The 24,370-nt window shown below is 68.1% G+C and carries 27 protein-coding genes and 1 pseudogene; 16 read left to right on the top strand and 12 right to left on the bottom strand.

Annotation, left to right across the window (positions count from 1 at the left end):
* The first annotated feature begins 42 nt into the window (after window positions 1–42).
* On the top strand, window positions 43–1,461 hold the full coding sequence (locus IQ210_RS14945; protein ID WP_228047740.1) for a glycoside hydrolase family 43 protein: 1,419 nt from the start codon (window positions 43–45) through the stop codon (window positions 1,459–1,461).
* 85 nt (window positions 1,462–1,546) lie between these two features.
* The gene (locus IQ210_RS14940) at window positions 1,547–2,788 is read left to right on the top strand and encodes a cellulose binding domain-containing protein (RefSeq protein WP_407699699.1); all 1,242 of its coding nucleotides are present in this window, start codon (window positions 1,547–1,549) and stop codon (window positions 2,786–2,788) included.
* Window positions 2,789–3,244: 456 nt separating this feature from the next.
* Here the strand turns inward: IQ210_RS14940 and IQ210_RS14935 are convergent, their stop codons facing one another.
* A complete protein-coding gene (locus IQ210_RS14935) occupies window positions 3,245–3,682 on the bottom strand; it encodes a winged helix-turn-helix transcriptional regulator (RefSeq protein WP_407699698.1) in 438 nt (145 codons plus the stop codon).
* A gap of 143 nt (window positions 3,683–3,825) precedes the next feature.
* On the opposite strand from IQ210_RS14935, the gene IQ210_RS14930 reads away from it, so the two are divergent.
* Window positions 3,826–4,698: an aldo/keto reductase family oxidoreductase gene (locus IQ210_RS14930; RefSeq protein ID WP_194079466.1), complete on the top strand. Its 873-nt coding sequence runs from the start codon at window positions 3,826–3,828 to the stop codon at window positions 4,696–4,698.
* A gap of 25 nt (window positions 4,699–4,723) precedes the next feature.
* Here IQ210_RS14930 and IQ210_RS14925 read toward each other — a convergent pair whose 3' ends face one another.
* The 3 genes from IQ210_RS14925 to IQ210_RS14915 form a co-directional block, all read right to left on the bottom strand.
* A complete protein-coding gene (locus IQ210_RS14925; protein WP_194079465.1) occupies window positions 4,724–5,311 on the bottom strand; it encodes an exonuclease domain-containing protein in 588 nt (195 codons plus the stop codon).
* A gap of 48 nt (window positions 5,312–5,359) precedes the next feature.
* Window positions 5,360–5,743 carry a hypothetical protein gene (locus IQ210_RS14920; RefSeq protein WP_194079464.1) on the bottom strand — a complete coding sequence of 128 codons (384 nt, stop codon included), beginning with the start codon at window positions 5,741–5,743 and terminating at the stop codon, window positions 5,360–5,362.
* A gap of 144 nt (window positions 5,744–5,887) precedes the next feature.
* Window positions 5,888–6,034: a hypothetical protein gene (locus IQ210_RS14915; RefSeq protein WP_194079463.1), complete on the bottom strand. Its 147-nt coding sequence runs from the start codon at window positions 6,032–6,034 to the stop codon at window positions 5,888–5,890.
* 136 nt (window positions 6,035–6,170) lie between these two features.
* On the opposite strand from IQ210_RS14915, the gene IQ210_RS14910 reads away from it, so the two are divergent.
* Complete coding sequence (locus IQ210_RS14910) at window positions 6,171–6,554, top strand: YybH family protein (RefSeq protein WP_322656368.1); 384 nt, start codon at window positions 6,171–6,173, stop codon at window positions 6,552–6,554.
* 131 nt (window positions 6,555–6,685) lie between these two features.
* On the opposite strand, the gene IQ210_RS14905 is transcribed toward IQ210_RS14910, so the two are convergent.
* Window positions 6,686–7,597: a YncE family protein gene (locus tag IQ210_RS14905; protein WP_228047737.1), complete on the bottom strand. Its 912-nt coding sequence runs from the start codon at window positions 7,595–7,597 to the stop codon at window positions 6,686–6,688.
* A 539-nt stretch (window positions 7,598–8,136) separates the two neighbouring features.
* Here IQ210_RS14905 and IQ210_RS14900 point away from each other — a divergent pair.
* Window positions 8,137–8,985: a thermonuclease family protein gene (locus IQ210_RS14900; protein WP_194079462.1), complete on the top strand. Its 849-nt coding sequence runs from the start codon at window positions 8,137–8,139 to the stop codon at window positions 8,983–8,985.
* Window positions 8,986–9,032: 47 nt separating this feature from the next.
* On the opposite strand, the gene IQ210_RS14895 is transcribed toward IQ210_RS14900, so the two are convergent.
* Together IQ210_RS14895 and IQ210_RS14890 are read right to left on the bottom strand one after the other, a co-directional pair.
* Window positions 9,033–9,605: a GNAT family N-acetyltransferase gene (locus IQ210_RS14895; protein ID WP_194079461.1), complete on the bottom strand. Its 573-nt coding sequence runs from the start codon at window positions 9,603–9,605 to the stop codon at window positions 9,033–9,035.
* 123 nt (window positions 9,606–9,728) lie between these two features.
* The gene (locus IQ210_RS14890) at window positions 9,729–10,400 is read right to left on the bottom strand and encodes an NADPH-dependent F420 reductase (protein ID WP_194079460.1); all 672 of its coding nucleotides are present in this window, start codon (window positions 10,398–10,400) and stop codon (window positions 9,729–9,731) included.
* A 74-nt stretch (window positions 10,401–10,474) separates the two neighbouring features.
* On the opposite strand from IQ210_RS14890, the gene IQ210_RS14885 reads away from it, so the two are divergent.
* From IQ210_RS14885 to IQ210_RS48475, 4 genes and pseudogenes are all read left to right on the top strand, one after another.
* Window positions 10,475–10,855 (top strand): winged helix-turn-helix transcriptional regulator, encoded by a 381-nt coding sequence (locus IQ210_RS14885; protein WP_194079459.1) that lies wholly within the window; start codon window positions 10,475–10,477, stop codon window positions 10,853–10,855.
* Window positions 10,856–10,859: 4 nt separating this feature from the next.
* Window positions 10,860–11,282, top strand: coding sequence for a hypothetical protein (locus tag IQ210_RS14880; RefSeq protein WP_322656367.1), 423 nt, complete (start codon window positions 10,860–10,862; stop codon window positions 11,280–11,282).
* Window positions 11,283–11,355: 73 nt separating this feature from the next.
* Window positions 11,356–12,012 (top strand): M15 family metallopeptidase, encoded by a 657-nt coding sequence (locus tag IQ210_RS14875; RefSeq protein ID WP_194079458.1) that lies wholly within the window; start codon window positions 11,356–11,358, stop codon window positions 12,010–12,012.
* Between the two features lie 5 nt (window positions 12,013–12,017).
* Window positions 12,018–12,203, top strand: a pseudogene (locus IQ210_RS48475) (IS5/IS1182 family transposase); the annotation flags it as partial.
* 41 nt (window positions 12,204–12,244) lie between these two features.
* Here the strand turns inward: IQ210_RS48475 and IQ210_RS14870 are convergent.
* A complete protein-coding gene (locus tag IQ210_RS14870; RefSeq protein WP_194079457.1) occupies window positions 12,245–12,832 on the bottom strand; it encodes an Imm21 family immunity protein in 588 nt (195 codons plus the stop codon).
* A 168-nt stretch (window positions 12,833–13,000) separates the two neighbouring features.
* Here IQ210_RS14870 and IQ210_RS14865 point away from each other — a divergent pair, with 168 nt between their 5' ends.
* Both IQ210_RS14865 and IQ210_RS14860 read left to right on the top strand, forming a co-directional pair.
* A complete protein-coding gene (locus IQ210_RS14865; protein ID WP_194079559.1) occupies window positions 13,001–13,639 on the top strand; it encodes a LysE family translocator in 639 nt (212 codons plus the stop codon).
* A gap of 122 nt (window positions 13,640–13,761) precedes the next feature.
* On the top strand, window positions 13,762–14,871 hold the full coding sequence (locus tag IQ210_RS14860; protein ID WP_228047736.1) for an NAD(P)/FAD-dependent oxidoreductase: 1,110 nt from the start codon (window positions 13,762–13,764) through the stop codon (window positions 14,869–14,871).
* Window positions 14,872–14,986: 115 nt separating this feature from the next.
* Here the strand turns inward: IQ210_RS14860 and IQ210_RS14855 are convergent, their stop codons facing one another.
* The 4 genes from IQ210_RS14855 to IQ210_RS14840 form a co-directional block, all read right to left on the bottom strand.
* Window positions 14,987–15,631 (bottom strand): class I SAM-dependent methyltransferase, encoded by a 645-nt coding sequence (locus IQ210_RS14855; protein WP_194079455.1) that lies wholly within the window; start codon window positions 15,629–15,631, stop codon window positions 14,987–14,989.
* A gap of 418 nt (window positions 15,632–16,049) precedes the next feature.
* Complete coding sequence (locus IQ210_RS14850; protein WP_194079454.1) at window positions 16,050–16,541, bottom strand: DUF4188 domain-containing protein; 492 nt, start codon at window positions 16,539–16,541, stop codon at window positions 16,050–16,052.
* Between the two features lie 34 nt (window positions 16,542–16,575).
* A complete protein-coding gene (locus IQ210_RS14845; protein ID WP_265584697.1) occupies window positions 16,576–16,752 on the bottom strand; it encodes a 2TM domain-containing protein in 177 nt (58 codons plus the stop codon).
* A gap of 85 nt (window positions 16,753–16,837) precedes the next feature.
* Window positions 16,838–17,560, bottom strand: a complete 723-nt coding sequence (locus IQ210_RS14840; RefSeq protein WP_194079453.1) for an alpha/beta fold hydrolase — start codon at window positions 17,558–17,560, stop codon at window positions 16,838–16,840.
* A gap of 324 nt (window positions 17,561–17,884) precedes the next feature.
* Here IQ210_RS14840 and IQ210_RS14835 point away from each other — a divergent pair, with 324 nt between their 5' ends.
* The 5 genes from IQ210_RS14835 (at window position 17,885) to IQ210_RS14815 (ending at window position 24,255) form a co-directional block, all read left to right on the top strand.
* Window positions 17,885–18,196 carry an FAD-binding protein gene (locus IQ210_RS14835; protein WP_194079452.1) on the top strand — a complete coding sequence of 104 codons (312 nt, stop codon included), beginning with the start codon at window positions 17,885–17,887 and terminating at the stop codon, window positions 18,194–18,196.
* A complete protein-coding gene (locus tag IQ210_RS48470) occupies window positions 18,162–18,287 on the top strand; it encodes a 2Fe-2S iron-sulfur cluster-binding protein (protein ID WP_194079451.1) in 126 nt (41 codons plus the stop codon). The genes IQ210_RS14835 and IQ210_RS48470 overlap by 35 nt, the downstream gene beginning before the upstream one ends.
* 237 nt (window positions 18,288–18,524) lie before the next feature.
* Window positions 18,525–21,659, top strand: coding sequence for an ATP-binding protein (locus IQ210_RS14825; RefSeq protein WP_228047735.1), 3,135 nt, complete (start codon window positions 18,525–18,527; stop codon window positions 21,657–21,659).
* Window positions 21,656–22,852: an aminotransferase-like domain-containing protein gene (locus IQ210_RS14820; protein ID WP_194079449.1), complete on the top strand. Its 1,197-nt coding sequence runs from the start codon at window positions 21,656–21,658 to the stop codon at window positions 22,850–22,852. Before IQ210_RS14825 ends, IQ210_RS14820 begins: the two co-directional genes overlap by 4 nt.
* A gap of 47 nt (window positions 22,853–22,899) precedes the next feature.
* The gene (locus IQ210_RS14815) at window positions 22,900–24,255 is read left to right on the top strand and encodes an MFS transporter (RefSeq protein WP_194079448.1); all 1,356 of its coding nucleotides are present in this window, start codon (window positions 22,900–22,902) and stop codon (window positions 24,253–24,255) included.
* The last annotated feature ends 115 nt before the right edge of the window (window positions 24,256–24,370 follow it).

Here is a 24,370-nt window from a genome sequence, read left to right as displayed (position 1 = left end):
CCCGTCAACGGCTCCCCCGTCCGTCAGCGTCCCCCGGAGGCCATGGTGATCCCGGCTCGGCCGTCACCCACCACCAGTACCGGACTCGTCCGGGCAGTCGCCTGGACCCTGGGCCTCCTGCTGGCCTTCGCCGTCGTACCCGCCGCGGTGCATCCCACCGCGGCCCGGGCCGACAACCCCATCGTTCAGCACATCTACACCGCCGACCCGGCCCCGCTGGTCCACAACGGACGGGTCTACCTCTACACCGGGCACGACGAGGACGGCTCCACCTACTTCACCATGAAGGACTGGCGGGTGTGGTCCTCCGCCGACATGGTCAACTGGACCGACCACGGTTCACCGCTCAGCCTGACCACCTTCAGCTGGGCGTCCTCCGACGCGTGGGCGGGACAGGCCGTGGAGCGAGGCGGCCGGTTCTACTGGTACGTACCCGTGAAGAATCGGGCGACCGGCCGGATGGCCATCGGCGTGGCGGTGGCGGACAGCCCCACCGGCCCGTTCCGCGACGCCCTCGGCCGACCGCTGGTGGAGAACGGCGAGATCGACCCGACCGTCTTCATCGACGACGACGGCCAGGCCTATCTCTACTGGGGCAACCCGAATCTGACGTACGTCAGGCTGAACGCCGACATGATCTCCTACTCGGGCAGTCCCACGAGGATCCCGCTCACCACCGCCGGGTTCGGCACCCGCACCGGGGACCCCAACCGTCCCACGCTGTACGAAGAGGGGCCCTGGGTCTACAAGCGGAACGGCCTGTACTACATGGTGTTCGCGGCCAAGTGCTGCTCGGAATTCATCGCCTACTCCACCGCACCCGGCCCGACCGGGCCCTGGACCTATCGCGGCACGGTCATGCCCACGCAGGGCAGCAGCTTCACCAACCACCCCGGGATCGTGGACTTCAAGGGCAATTCATACTTCTTCTACCACAATGGCGCGCTCCCGGGCGGTGGCGGCTACACCCGCTCGGTCGCGGTGGAGAGGTTCTCCTACAACGCCGACGGCACGATCCCGACGATCAACATGACGAGCACGGGTGCCCCCCAGGTCGGCACGCTCAATCCGTACGTCCGCCAGGAGGCGGAGACGATCGCCTGGGGATCCGGGATCGAGACCGAACCGTCCGGCGACGGCGGAACGAACATCGGCTGGATCGAGAACGGCGACTACACCAAGGTCAAGGGCGTGGCCTTCGGGTCGGGCGCGTCCTCCTTCACCGCCCGCGTGGCCTCGGCCACCGGCGGCGGCACCATCGAGGTGCGCCTGGACGGTCCGAACGGGACTGTCGTGGGCCGCTGCGCTGTGCCGAACACCGGAGGCTGGCAGACCTGGACGACGGTGAACTGCCCCATCGGCGGCGCGACGGGAACCCACGACCTCGCTCTGCGGTTCACCGGCGGCAGCGGCTATCTGCTGAACATGAACTGGTGGCAGTTCACCCCGGCGCAACCCTGACCGCACCGTGACAGCGAAGTCCGACCAGAAGAGGAGCTGCATGTTGAAAACGTCCAGGTTCCGTTTATGGACCCCCGTGGCCGCAGTGCTGCTCGTCCTGACCATGGGAGGCACGGCACTGGCCGGTGACCACCGCGCCGCCGCGCCGGTCACGCCCTCCGGTACGGCCGCCGCGAACGCCGGCACCGCCGCCGCGAGCCCCGGCTGCGGCAAGACTCCCACCCTGACGAGCGGCACCTACACGATCCAGAGCGGCGGCAAGAACCGCAGCTTCATCCTGCGCGTCCCGGACGGCTACGACCGCGACCACGGCTACCGGCTGATCTTCGGGTTCCACTGGCTGGGCGGCACCTCCACGGACGTGTCCACGGGCCGCACCGTGGAGACGGGCACTTGGGCCTACTACGGACTCCAGCGACTTGCGAACAACAGCGCCATCTTCGTCGCACCGCAGGGCCTCAACAACGGCTGGGCCAACTCCGGCGGGGAGGACGTCACCTTCGTCGACGACATGATCCGCCGCATCGAGGCGGACCTCTGCGTCGACACCACCCAGCGCTTCGCCCTCGGCTTCAGCTACGGCGCCGCCATGTCGTACTCCCTCGCGTGCTCCCGCGCCACCGTCTTCCGGGCCGTCGCGGTCCAGAGCGGCGGAGTGCTCAGCGGTTGCAGCGGCGGCACCCAGCCCATCGCCTACCTCGGCGTGCACGGACTCAGGGACAACGTCCTCGGCATCTCCGGGGGACGGGCGATGCGGGACAAGTTCGTCCAGAACAACGGCTGCACTCCCCAGAACCCGCCCGAGCCCGCGCAGGGCAGCCTGACCCACCGGGTCACCACCTACGCGGGATGCTCGGCCGGACACCCGGTCGCCTGGGCCGCGTTCGACGAAGGACACATCGCCGCCCCGCAGGACGGAGCCCCCGGTGACAGCGGCAGAAGCTGGGTGCCGGGAGAGGTGTGGAAGTTCTTCGCTCAGTTCCAGACCTCCGACCCGTCACCGGGTACCTCCTCCTGCCGCGTCACCGACGCCGTCAGCGCCTGGAACAACGGTCTGACCTCGAACATCACCATCACCAACACCGGCACCACCACGGTCGACGGATGGTCACTGACCTTCACCCTGCCGGGCGGCCAGGCCATCACCTCCGGCTGGAACGCCACCTACTCGCCGACTTCCGGCGAGGTGACCGCCAAGAACCTCTCCCACAACGCGACCCTCGCGCCGGGCGCGTCCACCACCATCGGTTTCCAGGCCGTCCACACCGGTAATACGGCGGCGCCGACCACGTACACCCTCAACGGAGCTGCCTGTACGGTCCTCTGACCCCGACTCACGCAAGGCCGCATCCCGCCGGGGCCGTCGCTCCGGCGGGATGCCGTCAGGCGTCATCCCTCAGCGACCGCCCCTCACACGATCGACCCAGCGGCCAAGACTCCGTCGCGACCGGCGTGGACGCGGTCGCATGCGAGAACGACCTTCGGTGTCTTCCTCTCCTGCCCCACCGGGGCTCCTCCCCCAGTGATCGTCCGGCGACAGGAGCGGCGCCCTGCGTTCTGCCTGAGCTGCGATCTCGACGTGCGATTCATGGGCAGTGATGCGGAATGCCTCCTCATAGGAAGCCAGGGCCGCGCTCATGGCGCCGCCCGCAAGCCCCCGGCGGCGGATACGTGACGCCAGCCAGGTGAAGAACCCCAGGACTGCGGCAAGGCCACCGATCAAGATCAGGTACGGCATGAACGCATCCATGGACGTGAGCCTAATAGCTGGCGTACAGGCCGATCAGGACGTGCGCGCGTCGCCGCTCTCGCGGTGTGCGAGGACCTCGGCCATGTGTGTCTGCGCCCAGTCCCTGAGCCCGCGCGTCATGTGGTGGAGCGACAGGCCGAGGTCGGTCAGCTCGTAGGTGACGGTGACCGGGACGGTCGGCGTCACGGTGCGGGTGAGCAGACCGTCGTGCTCCAGCGACCGTAGCGTCTGGGTCAGCATCTTCTGGCTGACCCCGGCGAGAAGACGAGAGAGCTCGGAGTAACGCAGCGCCCTTGGAGCATCTGCGTGCGCGGCACCCGCGGGTCCCGGTTTGTCGTCGCCGCCCAGCGCGCACAGGATCAGGACCACCCACTTGTCCGAGATCCGGTCGAGCAGCTGCCGACTGGGGCACTCCGCGAGGAACGCGTTGAACTCCATCTTGGCCTGAGCCCTCTTCTCGGCCGCCTTCATCGTCGTCAACTGATCGCACCTCTCACCGATGGGCGGGTTACGCACTCTCAAGTGCCTACTTCCCGACGGGAAGTTACTCCCCAATGCTGATGCAGGCGGGCAGCAGACGCCACCCCCGCAAGCGCACGACGAAAGGCAACTCGATGAGCACCCCCTCCCTTTCTCTTCCCGGCGGCACCTGGAATCTGGGTGACCTGACCGTCACGCGGTTCGGTTACGGTGCCATGCAACTGGCCGGCCCGTGGGTGATGGGACCGCCGGTCGATCGCGAGGGTGCCCTGGCCGTGCTGCGGGAAGCGGCCGACCTCGGCGTCACGCACATCGACACCAGTGACGCCTACGGGCCGCGCATCACCAACGAGTTGATCCGCGAGGCACTGCACCCCTATTCCGAGTCACTGCACATCGTGACCAAGGTGGGCGCGACCCGCGACGCGCAGGGCGGCTGGCCCATCGCCCGGCGCCCCGAAGACCTGCGCCGCCAGATCCACGACAACCTCACCTCACTCGGCCTCGACGTCCTCGACGTGGTCAACCTGCGACTCGGCGACGCCGAAGGCCCCCAACCCGGCTCCCTCGCCGAGCCGTTCGAGACACTCGTCGAACTCCAGCAGCAGGGCCTGATCCGCCATCTGGGCGTCAGCAACGCCACCGAGGAACAAGTGAGGGAGGCGCAGAGCATCGCGCCGATCGTGTGCGTGCAGAACATGTACAACCTCGCCCACCGCCACGACGACAAACTCATCGACCGGCTCGCCACCGACGGCATCGCCTACGTGCCGTACTTCCCCCTCGGCGGATTCACCCCGCTGCAGTCCTCGGCGCTCTCGGCGGTAGCCGCCCGATCGAAGGCGACACCGATGTCCGTCGCACTGGCCTGGCTGCTCCAGCGATCACCGAACATCCTGCTCATCCCCGGCACGTCGTCGACCGCGCACCTGCGCGAGAACATCGCCGGCGCGGGACTCCCCTTGTCGGACGAGGACTTGACCGCATTGGACGACATCGGCCGCTGACCGGCCCGGCCCGGCGGAACACTCTCTAAACGGCCGTGGCCGTGACGGGCCATGCCCCGCGGTCCAGCAGATCAAGAACGAGCGCCGCGATGTTCCACGCGTCGTCCTCGCCGCGGTGGTGGCGTCCCTCCAGCGGCAGTCCGGCGATCTGCAAGGCTTGGCTCATGGCGGGTTTCTTGCGCAGCCCGTACGCCGTGGTGAATACGGCCTTGGCGTTGGTGTGGGTGCGTTCCGTCGGATAGCCGAACGGGTAGGCCACCCCGTCGGCCTGACTCTGGCGAGCGAATTGCCGACGGTCGTACTCACCCCAACTCGCCCAGCAACGCTGCCCGGCCCCGTGTTCCTCTGCGAGGATCCGGCACGCCTCGGCGAAGGTGACGCCTCGAGCCACCTCGGCCTGTGTCAGGCCGGTCAGTTCCGTGCAGAAGTCACTTACGGAAGAGCGGACTGGCCGGACCAGGACCCGGTGCCGGGACACACGGCGCCGTGCCGACACGTCCACGACGGTCAGCCCAATCTCGATGATCTCGCTCACCGAGCCGGGTGGGGGTTGCCCGTCCCAACAGGTGGCTTCCACATCGATGACGTTCAGCAGGGAGGATTCATGACGCACGGGACCGAGAGTAAGGCCACACACCAAGTTCCGGCATCCCGTTTTCCTTCACGCTGCGTCATCAAATCGCATCTCGTCAAAGACAGGGAGCCATGGTTCAAGTCCTTGAAGCGCCCGCACAGCCTTTTCCAGCAGAGCCGGCGAGTAGGATTTCGGCCTCCTCAGACGACTTGCCTCATCATCGGTCAGCCGTCGACCGATACTCCCGTCGACATGCTGTTCAAAGAAGGGACCATCGTATTCGAACTGGGTCTTATAGACCGGCATGGGCGACTCGACGGGAGACCGCCAACTCCCCAGCACGGGCCACGTTCCGTTCTTGATAAACAGATCCACAGTCTCGACAATGAAATCCGGCCGAGATGACGAAAGCCATTGCAGATCGCCATTATCGCCGAGTTCCGATCGACCCGAATATAGAGTGACCAGCATATTCCCTCCCCTAATTTTGAGGACGACATGCCCTACGGCTGGCACCCCGTCCACTACGGGGATAAGGAATACATCGTTGTCTCGAAACTTCACAGGCACGAGAGGGGACCTCCGGCAAGGTGAACCGTTTAGCGTTGGTCGGCGTCAGCCGAAGAGCAGCTCGACGTCTTTGTCGATGCAGAACTGCAGGACATTCGTCAACTGCCGGGCGTCGTCGACGTGCCGTTGGACGAGGGGGTCGACGGTTCCCTCTCGGGGTTGGTCAGCGATCTCGTTCAGGCGGGGCAGCATCGCGGCGCACTGGACGGGCGTGAGATCGGGGCCCTCGTCGTCGGGGGGTGAGCAGCGACCTCGTCGTCTCCCGGAAACAGCATCAGCCCCACGGCTCCTCCTCGATGAAGACGAACGGTACCGACATGATGACGGCGTGACGAATCAGGTATCCATGGAGTCCGAACTCGCCTTGTTCATGGGCGAGTACGAGCGGGCCAACAACAGTCATGACATCGAGCGGGTCGTGCCGTTCATCGCCGAGGACGCAACGTACTGGTTCTCGGACGGCTCGTATCAGGGCATCGAGGAGATCCGCTCCGCGATCGAGAAGACGTTCAGGAAGATCCTCGACGAGGTGTACGAGGTCCGGGATCTGGAGTGGCCCGTGCTCACCCCGGACGTCGCGGTGTGCCGTTATCGGTTTGCCTGGACCGGCGTCGTCGACGGCGAACCGCGCTCAGGCCAGGGGCGAGGCACCAATGTCATCGTGCGGCGGGCGGGCAGCTGGAGGATGCTGCACGAGCATCTGAGTTCCTGACCGCGCGAAACGCCGGCCTCTTTCCGTGCGCCGGTCGTGATCACCTCCAAGGTCATTTCGGGTCAGCGTGACGAGATGGCCCCACCGCGCTGCCCGAGGGCGCGGCGCAGATCCGCTCGCTCCAACTGCGTTCATCTCGACGGCGCGTTGCGGTAGACGAGGACAGCCGCGTGGTCATCGGAGCCGTGCGGGATCGGGAAGTAGCTGCGGTGGGTGATGGGGTCGACGGCAACGACGTGAGCGTCTTCGGCGAGGTGGGCACTGCTGGTGTCGATCAGGTGCCGGTCGCGGACGTCGGCGACGGTGACCCAGCCTGATTCCGAAGCGACGTACAGGCGTCGGGCGTTGGGGTCGTAGGCGAGGACGTCGGGGTCCTGGCCGACCTTCTCGCTACCGGTGACACGGAAGGCGGTCAGGTCGACAGTGAGCAGGCGGGCGTTGCCGTCGCAGGCGACGAAGGCCAGCCGGTCGGCGGGAGCGAGGGCAAGGCCGTGGTCGTGCTCGCAGCCGGGGAGCGGGACACGACGGGTGACGTTGAGGGTGGCCGGGTCGATGACAGCGAGGTCGTTGCGCGTCTGGACGGCGACCAGCATCCGACGGGCGGCAGGGTCGTAGGCGACGTTGCCGGCCTCGCCGCCGACCTCGACCGCGCCGCGGACCTTCCCGGTGTCGGCATCGATGACCGTCTCCGAGCCGCCGGACTCGTTGGTGGTCCATACGGTGCCGTGCACCGGGTCGTAGGCCAGGCCGTCGGGGTAGTCGCCGGTGCGGCTACGGTGCAGGACCTTGCCGGTGGTCTCGTCGATGGTCACCATCTCGTCGGCGTCGGTGGCGGTGGCGTACACGCGCTGCCGGGCGGGAACGACGAGGACTCCGTGGACGCCGGGCAGGCCGTCGATGGTGCGCATGACGCGGTTGGCGCGGACGTCCACCTCGATGACTTCCTCGGCGCCGAGGTGGGCGATGAACAGCAGGTCGCGGTCGGGATCGAGGCTCTCGTAGTCGAAGCGGGAGTTGTCACCCGGCAGGCCGACCTGAGCCACGGCACGGAGTGGAAGGGCCGCCCGGGGTTACTGGCTGTCGCCAGGGATCAGCATGATGCCGGCCACCACGGCGGCGACGACCAAGCCGGCGGCCAGAGCCAGCAGGGCGCGGGGACTGAGACGAGGACGCATGGGCGGGCTTCCCGAGTGGCCGTTCAGCACAAGTAGACGTCGACGAGCAGGGCCGCGACAGCCAGGGCGAAGACACCTGACCAACCTGGCACGGTATTGCGCGCTGCACGCCCTCGTCCGCACGGCCGATGACAGGGCATGGGGACCGCCGCAGGTCCAACTCCCCGACCTGACGACCGTACGCCCCACCGCGCCCTCCATCGTCCTCGTCGCCCTGTTCATGCTCCTCAAAATGCGCTGGAGCGTCCGGCGCGCGCGTAACCCGTTCGCCCGCAAAAAAGGCATATGCCAGTGGCGTCCACTAGCGTCCGGCACGGGGTAACCGACCGCCTGTTCACCTGGCGCCGAACGTCCCAGGGACAGGGCTTACCGGGCTTACCCCATCCACCTCCCCCGCTGGAGTCGCCATGCCCATGCTCCTGATCCAAGGCTCGTTCCATCTCAAGGACACCCAGCCCGACGGAGACACCGTCCACTTCCTCGCGGACAACGTGGACGACTGGTCACTCGTCGGCGGCAACAACCCCGTGCAGCTCACCGGCGCAGACCACGCGAAGCTGCGGCTGGAGGGCATCGACGCCCTGGAGACCCACTACCACGGGGCTCACCAGCCACTGAAGCACGGCCATGCCGCCGCGAAGGAACTGCTCAAGTGGCTCGGCTTCACCAACGTGCAGCGCGACGCGAACGAAACCGTCACCGCCTCGACGCCCGTCAGCACACCCGGCTACATCCTCACCCGAGGCGCCGACCTGCACGGCCGTGTCATCGCCCTCGTCGGCCGGGGCACCCCTCCCGGAACGAGCGGGACGGACATCAGCGTCGGCGTGCCCGAGCTGAAGAAGACCGCCAATCATCACCTGGCTTCGGCGGGGCTGGTGTACCCCACCTTCTACCGGAGCCTGTTCAAGGACCTGCGCGACGAACTGACCCAGGTGGCCCAGCAGGCCCAGGCGGCAGGCAAGGGACTGTGGCCGGAGGACGAGACCACGTCCGGCGTGAAGATCACCGGCCTGTCCTCGATCACCGACGACGCGGTGATCCTGCCCAAGCTGTTCCGGCGGCTGGTGGACTACCTGAAGCTCAACATGGCCCTCACCTGCTTCCCCGCGTATCTCGCCGGCATGGAGGACCTCGTCACGGTCCTGTCCACAGGTGAGCGCTTCACCGACATGCACACCCTCGTCGAGGTCACCAACGGCAACACCCTGCGCATGACGCACCCGGTCGACGACCTGCTCTTCGACGAGAAGTGAGGAGACTGCCTGGCCGCATACGCGCCCCCTCAACTCCTTGACGTCCGTCAGCCGACGGAACTCGGCACCGCCGACGGCCGCCACTCGCGCCTGAGCAGCCCGAACACCCAGGAGTCGGAAACCTCGCCGTTCACGACGCAGTCCTCGCGCAGCGTCCCTTCCCGCACGAAGCCGATCTTCTCGAGGACCCGGGCCGATGCCACGTTGCGCGTATCGGTCTCGGCCTGCACGCGGTTCAGGTCCAATGTGTCGAACGCCCACTGCAGCAAGGCGTGTGCGGCCTCGGTCGCGTAGCCATGGCCCCACATCTCATCGCCGAGGACGTAGCCCAACGACGCGCTGCGGTAGTCCGGGTTCCATCCGGTCAGACCGCACCAGCCGACGAAGGCCCCGTCGGAAGCTCGGTCGATGGCCACCCGGGCCCCGCTGCCTTCGTCCGCCATCGTCCGGCACATCGCGATGAAGCGTTCGGCGCGGGCTCGTTCGGTCCACGGCGGGGAATCCCAATAGCGCAGCACGTAGGCACTGCTGTGCAGCGCGAAGAGAGCGTCCGCGTCGGCGTCCGTGAAGGGGCGCAGTCGCAGGCGAGCGGTGTGCAGTACGGGGGTGGCCAGAGTCATGCGGCCCATCCTGCGTCCTAACGGGGAAGGCGGAACACCGAATATCCGATCCCCGTACGGCCCTCATGGCGAAGGCACCGCCCGCCTTGGTGCATGCGCCGACGCGCGGGAAGAACGGACGGCCTACAGGTGCCCCTTCGCTTTCATATGCCCCGGTCCGGCCGCGTATGCCAGCGGAGGGGCGATGGCCTGGGCATCCGCTCCCTCTGCGACCCACAGCGCGATGAACAGCGCGGCGGTCGCTTCCAGGAGTCCCGCACGTTCGAGGCCGCCGCCGCTCACGGCTTCACAACCCACGTCCCGTACCAACTCACGCACGTGCGCGAGGGCCGTCTCGTCGTCTCCGCAGACCGGAACGGCCAGTGGTCGGCCGTCGAAGACGGGTGGCCGCATGCGCCACACGTCCTCGTGGCAGAGGTTGAAAGCCTTGACCACGTGGGCTCCCGGTGCCGCCGCGGCAAGTTGCTGCGCAGCGGAAGGACCGCCTTCCGTAAGCAGCCGGAACCCCGGCCCCACCGGGTTGGAGCAGTCCAGCAGCGCCTTGCCCTCCAGGGCGGTGTGCAAGCCCCGTACCACCTCCGCTCCCGCCCCGAAGGGCAGCGCAGCCAGCACCACTTCCGCCGAGTCGGCCGCCGCGCGCAGGCCGGCAGCCTTCGCACCACCTCCGATACGTGTCGCGAGCCGCTGCGCCTTGTGTGCGTCCCGTCCCCCGATGACCACCTCGTGTCCGGCCCGCACCCAGTGGGTGGCGAGCGCGTCGGCCATGTTGCCCGTGCCCAGTACGCCGATTCTCATCACGCGGTCCCTCTCCATGCCTGCTTCGACCGTTCACACCGAAGCTAGAAGGCCGTTCGGGCACCATTTGGTACGTGACCACCGACGCCTTCCTCGCTGACTGCCGGGCCCGCCTCGCCTTCGACCTGCTCTCCAACACCTGGAACGCCGTGGTGCTCTGGGCACTGCGCGACGGCCCAAGCCGCCCGGTCGAACTACGGGAGCGGATCGGGGGCATCAGCTCCAAGGTCCTCACGGAGACTCTGCGCCGACTGCAGTTCAACGGCCTGGTCGACCGGCAGGCTGCCCCTGACGCGCCATCACGGGTCGAGTACCAACTCACCGCTCTGGGCCGGACCTTGCTGGCACCCATCGACGCCTTCGGCGCCTGGGCCTTCGAGTACGGCGATGACGTCATGGCCGCACAGGAGGCAGCATGCACTCGCGCACCGTCATCGCCGGGATCGACATGCTAGGTGCGTGGACACCACGACTGAGGGGGTGGCTTTGTCACGCGATACGGCAGAAGCAGAGGCGGGGATGAACGGGATCACGTTTCCCGCCTGGCGCGGAAAGCACTACGTGACCCTGGCTGAACTACTGGTCCGCCTCGGCAGCTTCGGGCTGGATCTGACGTGGCGCGTCGAATGCGACGAGATCGTCGATCCTCGTTGTGTCGAGATGGAGAGAAGGTCCGCCGACACCGGCATGGACACGTTGACACTGTTGTCGCTGACGACCCCGTTCCTCCAGTTGATCGACGCTGAAGCATGTGGGTTCGCCGAGGACAAACTGGTGGTCGTACTCACCGAATTCGACAGTTCCTTGTGGGACGTCAGGGCCGTCGACGAGCGCGTACTCAGCTCACTTCGCCAGCACTATCCGGGGGCAACGGACCTCTGAACGGGGCGTCCCAAACCGGCCACACCCTCGCTCTGGTTTGAACGTGCCGGAGGCGCCACGGGATGATCACTGTATGAGCGAGGTCATTCTGATGTCCGATCCGAGAGTCGTCGCCGTACCCGTCCAAGAATGCGATGAAGAGCTCGTGGATGTGGGTTCGCAGAGCGACTTGCTGGTTGATCACCGGAAACACGACAGCGCAGGAGCCTTCGCTCTGTTGCGGAGGGGCGTGCTCGACCGGCTTCTGGAGGCCCAGGCAAGCCTGCCTGACGGGTTCAGGTTCCTCTTCGTCGAGGGCTACCGACCCCCGGGTCTGCAACTTTCCTATTTTCAGGAGTATGCAGCCTTCCTTCAGGCCGAGCACCCGCAATGGTCAGCCGACCAAGTCCGGTCGGCGGCGAGCCGCTATGTCTCGCCGCCTGAGATCGCACCGCACAGCGCTGGTGCCGCCGTCGATGTGACACTCGCTGACGCCGACGGCCGTGAACTCGACCTGGGGACGCGTATTAACGCGAGCCCGGAAGACAGCGCAGGTGCCTGCTTTACGCAGGCCGGTAACATCGACGAGGCGGCCCGCTTCCATCGGAGCATTCTGTGTTCCGCGCTGGCTTCGGCCGGTCTGGTCAACTACCCAACGGAGTGGTGGCACTGGTCCTACGGAGACCGGTACTGGGCCTTGGCCACACAGGCACCAGCAGCGGTTTACGGTCAGAAGGACTTCGAATCGTGAACGACGAAGAATCAGGCGCAAAGGCCAGTCGGTTCGGGCACGACCATCGCTGCCAACGGCTACCCCGGCACCGGGCTGCTCATTCCGCACCGGCGTGCTTCAGGCTGGAATTCGCGGCGCGGATGAAGACGTGGAAGGTTCCGCGAGTGCCGACTGAGGGTGAGGCCGTCCACCACGCGCACAACCTTGCGCACCGCGCGTGTCCCCCGCCCGCATCGGAGCAGATGCCCGTTCAAGACTCGGTGGGCAGGAGCTGGACCAGGCCGACCCTGTTTTCCTCGTCTGCCTTGGTGTGGGTGGCCCGGACCCTCCAGTGGCCGGCCGGCAGCGGGACCGGTGCCTGGGCGGGCATCCCGCCGTCGGGATACTCGATGCCGAGATCGGAGCCTGCTTCGGCGGAGTCCATGAGTATGGCCGGGCCGTCCGACACCCACGTGCCGCACTCCTCCCACTCGGTGGCAGGGTCCGCGAGAACGGCCGCTGCCGCTGCCTTCAGCCCGGCCTCGGAATCAGCGGCCAGCCACCGCAGGAAGGCTCGGTGCTCGGGCAGATAGCAGCTGGTGGCCGGCTCGTCCGCCAGCACCAGTGCCTGCGCACCGTTCTCCCCAACAGTGATCACACCAGCCAGATCGTCCACCGCGCACGCCCGGTCGTAGTCGTCTGGAGCGGTCGCGTCTCCCGCTATGACCCCGCTCTCCGTACACCCGCGCCATGCAGCCAACGCGGAAACAGGGATGACGATCAAAGGTCCGCCCATCGACTCCACCCAGGCAGGGGAGGTGTGGGACGCATCGGCCGAGGTAGAGGAAGAGGTGCTCATGCCGTCAGTGTGCCCGCGCCCGCTGACAACGCCCGCGCTGCTCGTTGGCGCCCAGCACGAAAAACGGCTCGGGAATGGGGTCCGGCCCGACCCCAGCCCGCCACGCCTCGGGCTCACACGGGAAATATGGTTGGAAGGGCGGGCCCGCATCGTGCTTGCATGACCTTCATGGTGTCTGCTGACCGTTTGCTCGCCTTCGCTGCCATGTCGTTCTTGCTGATCGTCATTCCCGGCCCCAGCGTGCTGTTCGTGATCGGGCGGGCGCTCGCGCAGGGGCGCCGTGCCGCGCTGACCACGGTTGTGGGCAACACCGTGGGCGCCTATGTGCTGATCGTGGCCGTCGCGTTCGGGGTCGGGGCGGTGGTGGAGCGCTCGGTTCTCGTCTTCACGGTGCTCAAGCTGGTGGGTGCCGCCTACTTGGTGTTCCTCGGTGTCAAGGCATGGCGTGAGCGGGGGTCGCTGCAAGCAGCCGTCGCCGGGGTGGGGGCCGTACAGGGTGGTCGGCGGACGTTTTGGGAAGGGTTCGCCGTCGGGGTGACCAATCCCAAGACCATCGTGTTCTTCGCCGCCGTGCTTCCGCAGTTCGTCGACCGTGGACAGGGCCATGTCGCGGCGCAGATGCTGCTGCTGGGCCTGGTCTTCAACATCATCGCTGTCGCGTCCGACATGGTGTGGGGGCTGGTCGCGGCCACGGCCCGGGACTGGTTCGCACGCTCACCGCAGCGGCTTTCGCTGGTCGGTGGGGTCGGCGGGCTCACCATGATCGGGCTCGGTGTCACCGTCGCCGCGACGGGGCGCAAGGACTGAGCCGCGCCGGGTGGCGGCGCCTCGCCAGGCTTTGAGCGTGCGTTCCCTGTCCAGCACCGGGCCCAGTCTTCAAGACCCAGTGAACGGGAAAGCGAAAGGGGACGTTCGTGAGGGTCAGGTCCTTGGAACGGCCTGAACGTGTCGCTGTCATCGGCGTGGGCATCCTGGGAGCGTGCGTCGGCTGGAACCTGTCCCGGCTCGGTGCCGAGGTCGTCTTCATCGACACCGGCCGGCCGGGCGAAGGTGTCACCAACTGGTCGTTCTCCTGGGTCAACGCCAGCAACAAGGCCACGCGCAAGACTTACTTCGACCTGAATGTCGCGGGCATGGCAGCCCACCGTGAGCTTGCCGGGATCATCGGACCGGACCCGTGGTGGCACCCCAGCGGTCACCTGCGCTGGGCAGGCGATCCGGCGGCGCAGACGAGGCTCCTCGAGACAACCGAGTTGCTGGCCGACTGGGGATACCGGGTCGAGCTGAGCACGGGCGCCGAAGTGCGCCGCCGTCTCGAACCGGGCCTCGCCATCCCCGACGAGGTGCCGGTCGTGTTCTATCCCGACGAAGCCTGGGTACACGGACGCCACCTCGTTCGCCGCCTGGTCGAACAGGCAGTCGCATCCGGCGCCGAGCTCCGTTCCGGTACCGCGGTCCGTGCCATCGGTACCGCTGCCGACGGCAGCGTCCAGACCGTCGCTCTGTCCAACGGCGGCTCTCTCGACGTCGACGTCGTCGTCAACGCGGCGGGTCCCAGCGCCTCCCACGTCGCCGGCCTCGTCACCCGGCGGCTGCCGATGCGCCCCGAACCCGGCGTCGTCGCCCGGATCTCCTGTGCTCAGGTCCCGCTGCACCGGGCCATGCACGCGCCACACATCGAGATACGTCCTGACGGAGACGGTTCGGTCGTCCTCCACAGTCGCGAGATCGACGCCCTCATCGACGCCGTCGAAGATCCAGCGGAACTCGGGCGACGGCTCCATGAGTTGGCGCGGCACGCCGTACCCGAGCTCGGCGGCTGCCCCGTCGCAGAGACACGGGTGGCCAACCGGCCCATCCCCGCCGATGGATTCCCCTCGGTCGGAGCCGTGCCCTCTGTCCCGGGCTACTACGAAGCCGTCTCCCACAGCGGCATCACCCTCGGCCCCGTCATCGGCCGCCTCCTCGCCTCGGAAATCCTCAGAGGGGGAACGGACGAGTTGCTCGCCGACTTCCGTCCCGAGCGCTTCGCCCCGTAAGCGGCCTGGCACGCCGTACCCGTGCAGGCGGCAAGCCCGCGAGCGGCCCCATACCTCCTCCCAAGGCCGCGATCGGACACTGGCACAGGTAGCCTCCGGGCAGGAACAAGCCCCGTCAGGGCTTGAGGGCCACCAGGCAGGCATGCGGTCTCTTCACCCGTCCGCCGGGCTCCTGCTCGAGCCTCGCGATGACGACGAGCCCGGCCTGTTCCAGGAGGCCGACCATGCGGTCCAGAGGCAGGAGATACGACTCGTAGGACACCGGACGGCCATAAGCCTGGGTCGGCCGCAGGCGTTCATCGCCGACGTAGTCTCCCCAGAGCAGGTGTCCGCCGGGCGCGAGCGTGCGGTGGAACTCGGCGAACACCTCTGGCAGCCGCTTCGGCGGCGTGTGATGGGTGGAGTACCAGGCCAGGATGCCGCCGAGTTCGCCGTCCTTCGCCCCCAGCTCAGTCATCGAGCCCTCGATGAACCGGACATCCGGGTACGCCTGCCGGGCGAGCCCGACCATCTTCGGCGACAGATCGACGCCGAACGCGGGCACCCCCAGTCCGGCGAGATACGCCGTCACGCGGCCGGGGCCGCACCCCAGGTCCGCGACCGGCCCCAGGCCAGCTGTACGCACGAGTTCGGCGAAGCCCGCCAGCATCGCGCGGGACAGCGGGTCCATCTCGGCGGGAGGCGGGACGCGGTCAACGTAGTCGACGGCGATCGTGTCGTACGACTCGCGCACGGCGGTCAGAAAGGAGGGCTCAGCCATGCGGGCGACCCTAGACCAGGCAACTGACAGGCTCGGGCAGGAGTTTGAGTTGGGCCTGCGCAGTACTCACCGACCTGGATGCCCTGGTTGGGCGTGTGACGCGGGCGGCTCGCAGGGGCGTGCGGTCCGCCCACATCACCCTCCGCATGATCTGCCGGTCTCGTCGGGGGCTTCGATGGGCCTCACGGACCGAGATTGGGGCCGAACGGCTCTGGCGAAGGCCGCTCGGGCGGGCCCCCTCCCCCCCCTACGTCTGGAACTCACCACCATGCTGCTGGAGTGGTAGCAGGCATGGGCGCCGGGATGGTTCGTCCCGACGCCGGCTGTTTTCGCCGTTGTTGCTGGTCGATCCGCGCCTGGCCAACCCTCGCGACTTCCCTGCCACTCAAGGCGGTTCAGTTCCTCACGGGACGGACGCCTACTCCTTCGCCGCACTCAGCCGCTGGGCCGCCGTGTCGCCGCGGCGGCCGACCGGCACGACACCCGTTGCCGCAGCGAGGCCGTACGCGGGCATGTCGTCGTACACCGATTCGTACGAGCCTGCCGGGACGATGAGCGTCTCGTGCCAGATACCCACGTGCCCCTTCCCGGCACGTGCTCGTCGGTTGAACGCCGTCCATGCGGGCCGGTGTCCCTTGTCCTGCTGGTGGGCGTAGGCGAGGAGCCGTTCCTTGTCGGTCCAGTACTGGACGACGTAGAACTCCCGGAGGCCGCCGTAGAGCACCTTGTAGCCGAGCAGCCCGCTGCTCTTCTCCTGTGACAGCTCGCGCAGCATGCGTGGCATCGACATGAAGGCCGGCAACCAGCTGGAGAATGCCAGGAGTCGGTTGATGCGTAGCCCGATGTGGAAGACGACGACATCGCCTTCGGCGGCGGCGGTGTTGCGACCCGGTACTACCTTCTCAGGCATGTCTCTCCTCTGGTCCCGGTTGTGTTGGTCCGGATCATGGCCGGACCGACGATTGGATCTTGGAACGAATCGCCCAGGCGTGGACCACGAGCCCGATTCCCCAGCCCAGAATCGACCACAAGGGCCAGAAGAACCGGTCGGGTGTGAGAATCGCCCACAGCACGACCTGGGCCGCATTGGCGACGACGTACCAGAAGAAGTGGATCCGCAAGCCCCACCTCATGGCCTTTTCGCTCTTGTGCAATTTCCCTCCCAAGGACCTACGGCTCGAATTGCGTTCACGGTGACCAGCGGTGCTATCGCGGGAGCGTCTGCTCCTGCGCGGCTGACTCGATGAGAGCCACCGTCGCGCCCGGCCGGGAGACGAACACCATGTGCGAGGCACCGTCGACCACCTGGGTCTTCGCGCCGGCGCGTTGGGCCATGAACTGCTGTGCCGCCGGTGGGATGATCCGGTCGGCGCCGCTGATCAGGTTGTAGTTCGGGATCGTGTGCCATGCCTGCGGACCCGTGGCGGGTTCGCCCAGGGCGGCGCCGGTGGCCGGGCGTTGCGTGATCGAGTAGAGAGTGGCTTCCTCTTCCGACACATCGGCCGCGAAGTGGGGATGAAAGACCTTGGAGTCGATGTAGAGGTCCACCTGCCCGTCCGGCAGCGGCACCGGCTTGAGGGACTCGCCCACGGTGCTGCCCGGGAACCGCTCGACCAGTGCTTGCGCGCTCTCGCCGGTCTCCGGCACGAACGCCGCCAGGTAGACCAGTGCCTTCACGTTCTCGTTTCCCTCGGCGGCAGCGGAGATGACCGCACCGCCATAGGAGTGCCCGACCAGCACGATCGGTCCCTCGATGCTGCCCAGCAGCGCCTTGACGTTGGCGGCGTCGAAGGCGAGCCCCCGAAGTGGATTCGGCGCGGCGATCACTGGATAGCCGTCGGCGACGAGCCGCTTGACGACGGCGTTGAAGCCGCTGCTGTCGGCAAAGGCGCCGTGTACCAGCACGATCGTGGGATTTTCGCTCACCATGGACCAACCTCTCCTTCGGACGAGGACCGGCAGGGAGCGGAGCGGGTGACAGGTTCTCCCGCACCGTCCGGCTGACGGCCATTTCTTCGAACCGCGGTGGTGGTAAACGTCCGCCGACTCGATGGTCCTGCGGATGCACTCCGCGAAGGACGACACGGCTCCACGCGCTCTGGCTCGGCGCAACGCTATGACGTCGCACTGGACGCGAATTGAACGAGACCGGGGGTCTGGTTCCCGGTGGCCTTCACAGATCATTCAGTCGACGTCAAGCCCGTTCGGCCAATCTGAGCGCCTCGGAGGACAGATGACTGGGAGGTGCCGGTGGTGTCGGACGAGGAAGCCGATGTCGTAGTGACCGGCTCGGGTATGGGCGGTCTCTTTGCGGCGCGCGCGATCGCGCGGTTCGGCGGGAGGCGTGTTCTCGTCCTCGAACAGCACTGCATGCGCGAATGCGTGAGCCTTCTGAAGGAACGGTTCCCTGCCGAGGCCGACGCCATCGACGGACTCTTCCGGGCCACTCGCGGTGCCGCGCGCCGCCATCCACACGTCGCCGTTGCGGAGGCTGGTGTCGCCGAGTTCGTGATCGGCACGGACTTGTCGGGTGCGGGTGCTCTCGGGGGCGTACGAGACCGATGACCGAGGGATGTTCTCCGCCGAGGAGCTGGAGGAGGGCTGGCGGCCGGCTTGCCAGGCACTGCCCACCGGCAATCTGGTGATCGGTCGGTAGGCCGGAACCGCTGAGAGGCGCTGCCTGAGGGAATCTGCCGTGATTGCGGCCGCCATCACTGGTCGTTTCTGGTTATTTGCTTTGCATTTCCTGTCAGCAATTGAGGGTAATCGCTTTCCCTGTCACGGGACTTGAGTCACCATGGAGAGCCGTTGGCGGCGAAGGCCGACCAGGACTGGGAATGGAACAGGAATGACTCCCTCCGACGCGTCTCTGCGTCTGCAGGTTCTCGGTCCGATGCGGATCTGGCGAGACGGCGTCGAACTGGACCCCGGCCCTCGGCAGCAGTCGTATCTGCTCGCGATCCTGCTCGCCCGAGTGGGCCGCCCGATCAGTACGAGCGAGTTGGTCGACCTGATCTGGGCCGAGGACGTCCCGGCGTCGGCGGTGAACATTCTCCAGAAGTACGTCGGCGCGTTGCGACGACTGCTTGAACCCCTGCTGCCCGTCCGTGAAGCCGGGTCGTTCCTCCACCGTCGCGGCAATTCCTATCTCTTCGTCGCCCCGTCCACCACGCTGGATCTTGTCGCCTTCCGTGAACTGGTCGATGCCGCCAGGGCCGCGCTGGATCAGCAGGATCACGAGAGAGCCCTGGAACACTACGTCGGAGCGCTCGGGCTCTGGCGCGGCTCGGCGGGCGACGGCATCGCCGACGGGACACTCGCCACGACGGTCTTCGCCGCACTCGACAACGAGTTCTACGACGTGTGCACCGCGGCGGCGGAACTGGCCGTGTCGACGGGCCGACCCGAGCGGGTACTGGCGGCTCTCCAACTGGCCGCATCGATGGCGCCGTTCAACGAGCCCGTACTGGCCGCCCTCGTCGGCGTTCTCGGCGCGGCAGGCCGCCAAGCCGAGGCACTGTCGGTGTTTCGGCAGGCCCGCGACCGGCTCGCCGAGGAACTGGGTATCGACCCGGGCCCGGCGCTGGTGGACGCGCAGCACCGGATTCTCACGCAGCCTGCGGCGGCGCCGCTCGTGCAGGCGACGCAGCGGGAGATCGCGCCGACCACGGCGGCCACCTTGATCGGCCGGACCGAAGAACTCGCCACACTGCGGCGCATGGTGGAGCGCGCGCTCGCCGGGGACACCGCGATCGGCTTGGTCGAGGGCGAACCGGGCGCGGGCAAGACCCGACTGCTGGAGGAGGCCGCCGCCGAGGCGGGGCGACTGGGTGCGTTCTCCGTCTGGGGCTCCTGCCTGGAGGGCGACGGAACACCGGCGATGTGGCCCTGGGAGCAGGCACTCGGTCAGCTCGTGGACAGTCTGCCCGCGCCGGCGAGCGAACGGTGGCTCACCGGCGGGCTGGGCAGTCTCCTCGCGGCGCGGGACGACGCGCCCCGGGAACTCCCCGACGGCAATGCCCAGTTCCGGCTGTTCGAACAGGTCGTCGCCCTCGTCCGACAGGCATCGGCGCGACGGCCGACCCTCCTGATCCTCGACGACCTCCAATGGGCCGACGCCACCTCCCTGCAGTTGTTGCAGCACCTGGCGGGACGGCTGCCCCAGGGCACCGCGCTCATCGGCGCGCTGCGAGATCGCGCGCCCGCACTCAGCCCGGACCTCTCGCGGGTACTGGCTGCTGCCAGCCGGCGGACCGGTCACCGCAGGTTCCGGCTCGGCCCGCTCGGTCCGGCCGACGTGGCCGAACTCATCCGCAACGAGGTCGGCCAGGAGCCCGGCGATGCCGTCGCGCACGCCATCCACGCCCGGACCTCGGGCAACCCGTTCTTCGTTCGCGAGCTGTCCCGACTCCTCAGCGGGGTCGGCTCGATCCGCGACGCCGACGGCCACGACGACGCGGCCGCGGCGGCCGGGGTGCCCTCCACCGTCCACGACGTCGTCCGCGACCGGATGGCCGGGCTCGACGACCGCGCCCACGACCTGCTGCGGGTGGCCGCGCTCATCGGCCGCGAAGTCGACCTCAGGCTGCTGTCCCGCGCCACGGGTGTGGGCGTCGCGGACTGTCTCCAACGCCTGGAACCGCTGCACACGCTCGGGCTGCTCGAACCCGGACCGCAGGATCCGTCCTCGCTCCGCTTCGCGCACGACCTGGTGCGCGAAGCGGTCTCGGAGACCGCGTCGAAACAGCAGGTCATCCAGCTGCATCTGCGCGTCGCGGACGCGCTCGAACAGATCCATGCCGACGACGAGGACGTCGCCGAGCGCCTCGCCTACCACCTGTGGGCCGCCGGCCCTCTCGCCGAACCCGCCCGCACCGCAGAGGCACTGATCCGCGCCGGACGCCGCGCGGCAGCGAAACTCGCCTTCGAGTCCGCCAACCGACAGCTGCGCTCCGCCGTACAGGTCACCCGGGCATCCGGACTGATGGAGCTGGAGTTCTCCGCCCTCACCCTGCTCGCCATCGTCGTCAGACGACAGTCGGGGTACGACGCCTCGACCTTCGATCTGCTGGAGCGGGCCGAATACCTGGCCCGCACTCTCGGCCGGGAGGCGGAGGCCGCCGACTTCCTCTTCATCCGTCTGATGGGCGCCTACACCTCCATCGAGAAGGGCCGCGGGCAGCTGGCGCGCCGCATGCACGAACTCGGTCAGGCGTCCTCCGCTACCGCAGTGCGACGCTACGGCCGGCAGGCCTGGGGCCTGCATCAGTGGGACATCGGCAACATCGGTGAGGCGTACCGGGCCTTCAGCAAGGAGGATGTCGCGCCTGCCCACGGCACCCTCGCTCCGGACGAAGAGACGCCGCTGCGGCGGGACGGCAGCATTCCCGGGGAAGGACCCGGCTGGCGTGCGGTCATGACCGCGCTGCACGGTGATGTCGACACGGCGCTGGCCTTCGTCGACACCTGGGACACCCCGGGTGACCCGTACGCGGCCTCGGTCTGGGTCTACTACACGACCATGATCGCTTCCATGGCCGGCGACGCCGAAACGGCACGGCGAGCGGGCGAGCGGTGGGTCGCCGCGGGCCTGGCCCGCCTCGGCGCCCAGATCGACCACTACATCCGGCAGAGCTGGTGCTGGGCTCGCGCCCTCACCGGCGAGGACCCGGCCGGCGCCGCGGCCGAGGCCGAGGAACTCCTGGCCGCCCACCTGCTCGACCCGCCGCAATGGGGCATCGCCTACCACTACGGGCTGATCGCCGAGATGTGGCTGGCAGCGGGATCGCCCGACCGGGCCGAAACCGCTCTCGACCGGGCCGACCAGGCCATGTGGGACTACGGCCAGCGCTATGCCGAGGGACTGCTCCTGCTACTCAAGGCGCATCTGCTGGAGGCCCGCGGCGCACCGCTCACCACTGTCCGGGCCGCCGCCGAACACGCCTACACGCAAGCCACCGCATGCGAGGCGCACCTGTTCGCCCGTCGAGCCGAACGATTGCTCTCAGGACCCGGAGGCACGACATGACCGCAGGCCCTGAGGAACGGAACGGGCTGACCGCCCTGGCCCGTGGGCTCTCCGCGCCGAAAGGCTTCGTCGACGCCAGCATGGCCGCCCCCGCCTCCGGCACGATTCGCCTGCTGGGCGGCATCCCCGCGCCCGCCGCTCTGCCGGTCGAGGCGACCAGCCAGGCATCGGCGCAGCTGTGGCAGGACCCGGACGCCGCCGTCGCGAGCCTGCAGTACTCCCCCGCGCGCGGATCCGACGCGCTGTGCGACTGGATCGCGAGACGGGAGGGCGTCGACCCCAGCCGGATCGTGGTGACGAACGGTGGCATGCACGGCCTCGCCCTGGCGGTGCTGACCGTGGTCGAGCGCGATGCCACTGTCGCGGTGGACGATCCGGTGTTCCCGGGTTTCCTGTGGGCCCTGGAGGTGTCGACGACCCGGATCCTGCCCGTACCGGTACTGGCCGACGGCTTCGACGTCGAACACCTCGCCCGGCAGCTCGCCACCGGCGCCCGGATCGCCGCCGCCTACACCGTGCCCGACTTCCACAACCCCGCCCAGGTCAGCCTCTCGGCGCCGAAGCGCCAAGCACTGATCGAGCTCGCCGAGCGGTACGGCTTCTACGTGATCGTCGACAACCCGTACCGCGAACTGCGCTTCCACGGCCGCGACCAGGGTGTCGCGGCCTTCAACGAGTCGGACCGGGCGATCCACGTCAACACCTTCACCAAGACCCTCGGGCCCGGCTGGCGGGTGGGCTGGCTGGTACTGCCGGACCATCTCGTGGACCCGGTGATCCGACTGCGCAACCGCCTCGACGTCCACACCTCCTCGGTGACGCAGGCGATCATCGAACGGCTGCTCACCGACGACAGCGAATGGTTCGACGCGATCGTGCGCGGCGCCACCGCGCTGTACCGGGAACGCTCCGGCGTGCTGATCGACGCCCTGCGGGAACAACTCCCGGACGCCCTCGACGTCGTACCCCCCGAAGGCGGGCTGTTCCTCTGGCCGCGGCTCACCGACGACGCCGTGGACCCCGCAGCGCTGTTCCGGCGGGCGGCCGCCCGCGGCGTGCTCTACCAGCAGGGCGAGTTCTTCATGGCGGACCCAGGGGAGCGATCCTCGGCCCGGCACCTGCGGTTGTCGTACAGCGACCGCCCTCCGGAGGAACTGCGCGAGGCCGTACGCCGGTTGGCAATGGCCTTCTGAGGACGCACGCGAGCAACGACCTGTGGTGAACTCCCTGGAGGCAGCTCATGACCGACGTTCGGCTTCCCCTGCGCGCACTCCTGCCGTTCGCCGCCGGTTCGGTCGGCATGGGGATCTGGGTCACCGTGCCGGGCATCTTCCTGCTGTACTTCCTCACCGACGTCCTGGCCGTGCCGCCGTCCACGGCCGGTCTCGCGCTGCTGCTGCCGAACGTCGCCGACATCGTGACGCACCCGTGGGTGGGCCGGATCTCCGATGCCGGACTGGCGGGCACCGGCCACCGCCGTCGACTGATGCTGGCCGGCTGCGTGGTGGTGCTCGCCTTCGTGGCCGTGTTCGCCGTGCCGCCCGACCTGCACGGGACGACGGCCGCGATCTGGATCGCGGTGGCACTGGTCGCCGGTAACCTGCTCTACTCGCTCTACCAGGTCTCCTACCTCGCCACACCGGCCGACCTCGCCATCGGCTACCACGAGCGGACCCGCCTCATGGGCTACCGCAATGTCGTGATCACCGTGAGCGTCCTGCTCGCCGGCGTAGCCGCGCCGGTCGTCGCCGGTGACGACCCGGGCGTCGGCGACTACACGAGAATGGCCATGCTGCTCGGCGCCGTCATGCTCGCGGCGATGCTGGTCGGCATCACCGGCGTCGCCCGCCTCAACCGGACGGCACCGGGCACCTCGGCCGACCCGGGGCACCGGGGCGGGCTGCTGGTGGCACTGCGCGACCGGCACTTCCGTGCGCTGACCGCGTCCTATCTGACCGTCGCGATCACGATGAACCTGGTACTGGCCGGCATGCCGTACTTCGCCGAGTACGAGTTGGGCCGCTCCTCGCTCACGACCGTGCTCATCGCGGCGTTCATGGCGCCGGCGGTCCTGACCACCCCGCTGTGGGTCCTGGTGGCCCGGCGTCTCGGCAAACAACGCAGCCTGCTCGTGGCCCAGGCCGCGTTCATGGCCGGTTCGCTGGTGCTGGCCCTGGGCGCCGCGGCCGGCCTGCCCCTGGTGATCGCCGCCGTCGCCGTGCTCGGCGTCGCGTTCGCCGCGATGCAGCTGATGCCACTGTCGATGGTGCCCGACGTCATCGCCGAAGCCGGGCCGGCCGGGGCCGCCAGTGCGGGCAGTTACACCGGAGTGTGGACCGCGGCCGAGGCGACCGGCGGGGCGCTGGGGCCGTACGTGTACTCGGCCTGCCTGGCCCTGGGCGGATTCGTGGCCAGTACGGCGGGCGAGCATGCCACGCAATCCTCCGGTGCGCTGGCAGCCGTGCGCTACGGCTTCACCTTGGTGCCGGCCACGCTCATGACGATCGCCATCGTGCTGCAACGCCGGTACGCCCTGGACAAGGGCGCCCACACCATGCCGCCGAGTGCCGTAGCCGAGGAAAAAACAGCGGGCTGACGGGCCTACAGGGCAACTCGCTTTCCCCGACGGTTATTTCACCGCCACGTATTCATGGTTTTACGCGAAGGCGCTCTTGACAACGACGGAATTGGCTCCCGGATTTCTGTTCAGT

The organism is Streptomyces justiciae (genome assembly GCF_015163075.1).
In the GTDB taxonomy this organism is placed as follows: Bacteria; Actinomycetota; Actinomycetes; order Streptomycetales; family Streptomycetaceae; genus Streptomyces; species Streptomyces justiciae.
This window is presented reverse-complemented; position numbering and strand designations above follow the sequence as displayed.

Coding starts and splice junctions, on each gene's coding strand:
- IQ210_RS14945 (WP_228047740.1), top strand. CDS start 43: ATGGTGATCCCGGCTCGGCCGTCACCCACCACCAGTACCGGACTCGTC.
- IQ210_RS14935 (WP_407699698.1), bottom strand. CDS start 3,682: ATGAAGGCGGCCGAGAAGAGGGCTCAGGCCAAGATGGAGTTCAACGCG.
- IQ210_RS14930 (WP_194079466.1), top strand. CDS start 3,826: ATGAGCACCCCCTCCCTTTCTCTTCCCGGCGGCACCTGGAATCTGGGT.
- IQ210_RS14920 (WP_194079464.1), bottom strand. CDS start 5,743: ATGCTGGTCACTCTATATTCGGGTCGATCGGAACTCGGCGATAATGGC.
- IQ210_RS14915 (WP_194079463.1), bottom strand. CDS start 6,034: ATGCTGCCCCGCCTGAACGAGATCGCTGACCAACCCCGAGAGGGAACC.
- IQ210_RS14900 (WP_194079462.1), top strand. CDS start 8,137: ATGCCCATGCTCCTGATCCAAGGCTCGTTCCATCTCAAGGACACCCAG.
- IQ210_RS14895 (WP_194079461.1), bottom strand. CDS start 9,605: ATGACTCTGGCCACCCCCGTACTGCACACCGCTCGCCTGCGACTGCGC.
- IQ210_RS14890 (WP_194079460.1), bottom strand. CDS start 10,400: ATGAGAATCGGCGTACTGGGCACGGGCAACATGGCCGACGCGCTCGCC.
- IQ210_RS14875 (WP_194079458.1), top strand. CDS start 11,356: ATGAGCGAGGTCATTCTGATGTCCGATCCGAGAGTCGTCGCCGTACCC.
- IQ210_RS14870 (WP_194079457.1), bottom strand. CDS start 12,832: ATGAGCACCTCTTCCTCTACCTCGGCCGATGCGTCCCACACCTCCCCT.
- IQ210_RS14865 (WP_194079559.1), top strand. CDS start 13,001: ATGGTGTCTGCTGACCGTTTGCTCGCCTTCGCTGCCATGTCGTTCTTG.
- IQ210_RS14855 (WP_194079455.1), bottom strand. CDS start 15,631: ATGGCTGAGCCCTCCTTTCTGACCGCCGTGCGCGAGTCGTACGACACG.
- IQ210_RS14850 (WP_194079454.1), bottom strand. CDS start 16,541: ATGCCTGAGAAGGTAGTACCGGGTCGCAACACCGCCGCCGCCGAAGGC.
- IQ210_RS14840 (WP_194079453.1), bottom strand. CDS start 17,560: ATGGTGAGCGAAAATCCCACGATCGTGCTGGTACACGGCGCCTTTGCC.
- IQ210_RS14825 (WP_228047735.1), top strand. CDS start 18,525: ATGCGGATCTGGCGAGACGGCGTCGAACTGGACCCCGGCCCTCGGCAG.
- IQ210_RS14820 (WP_194079449.1), top strand. CDS start 21,656: ATGACCGCAGGCCCTGAGGAACGGAACGGGCTGACCGCCCTGGCCCGT.
- IQ210_RS14815 (WP_194079448.1), top strand. CDS start 22,900: ATGACCGACGTTCGGCTTCCCCTGCGCGCACTCCTGCCGTTCGCCGCC.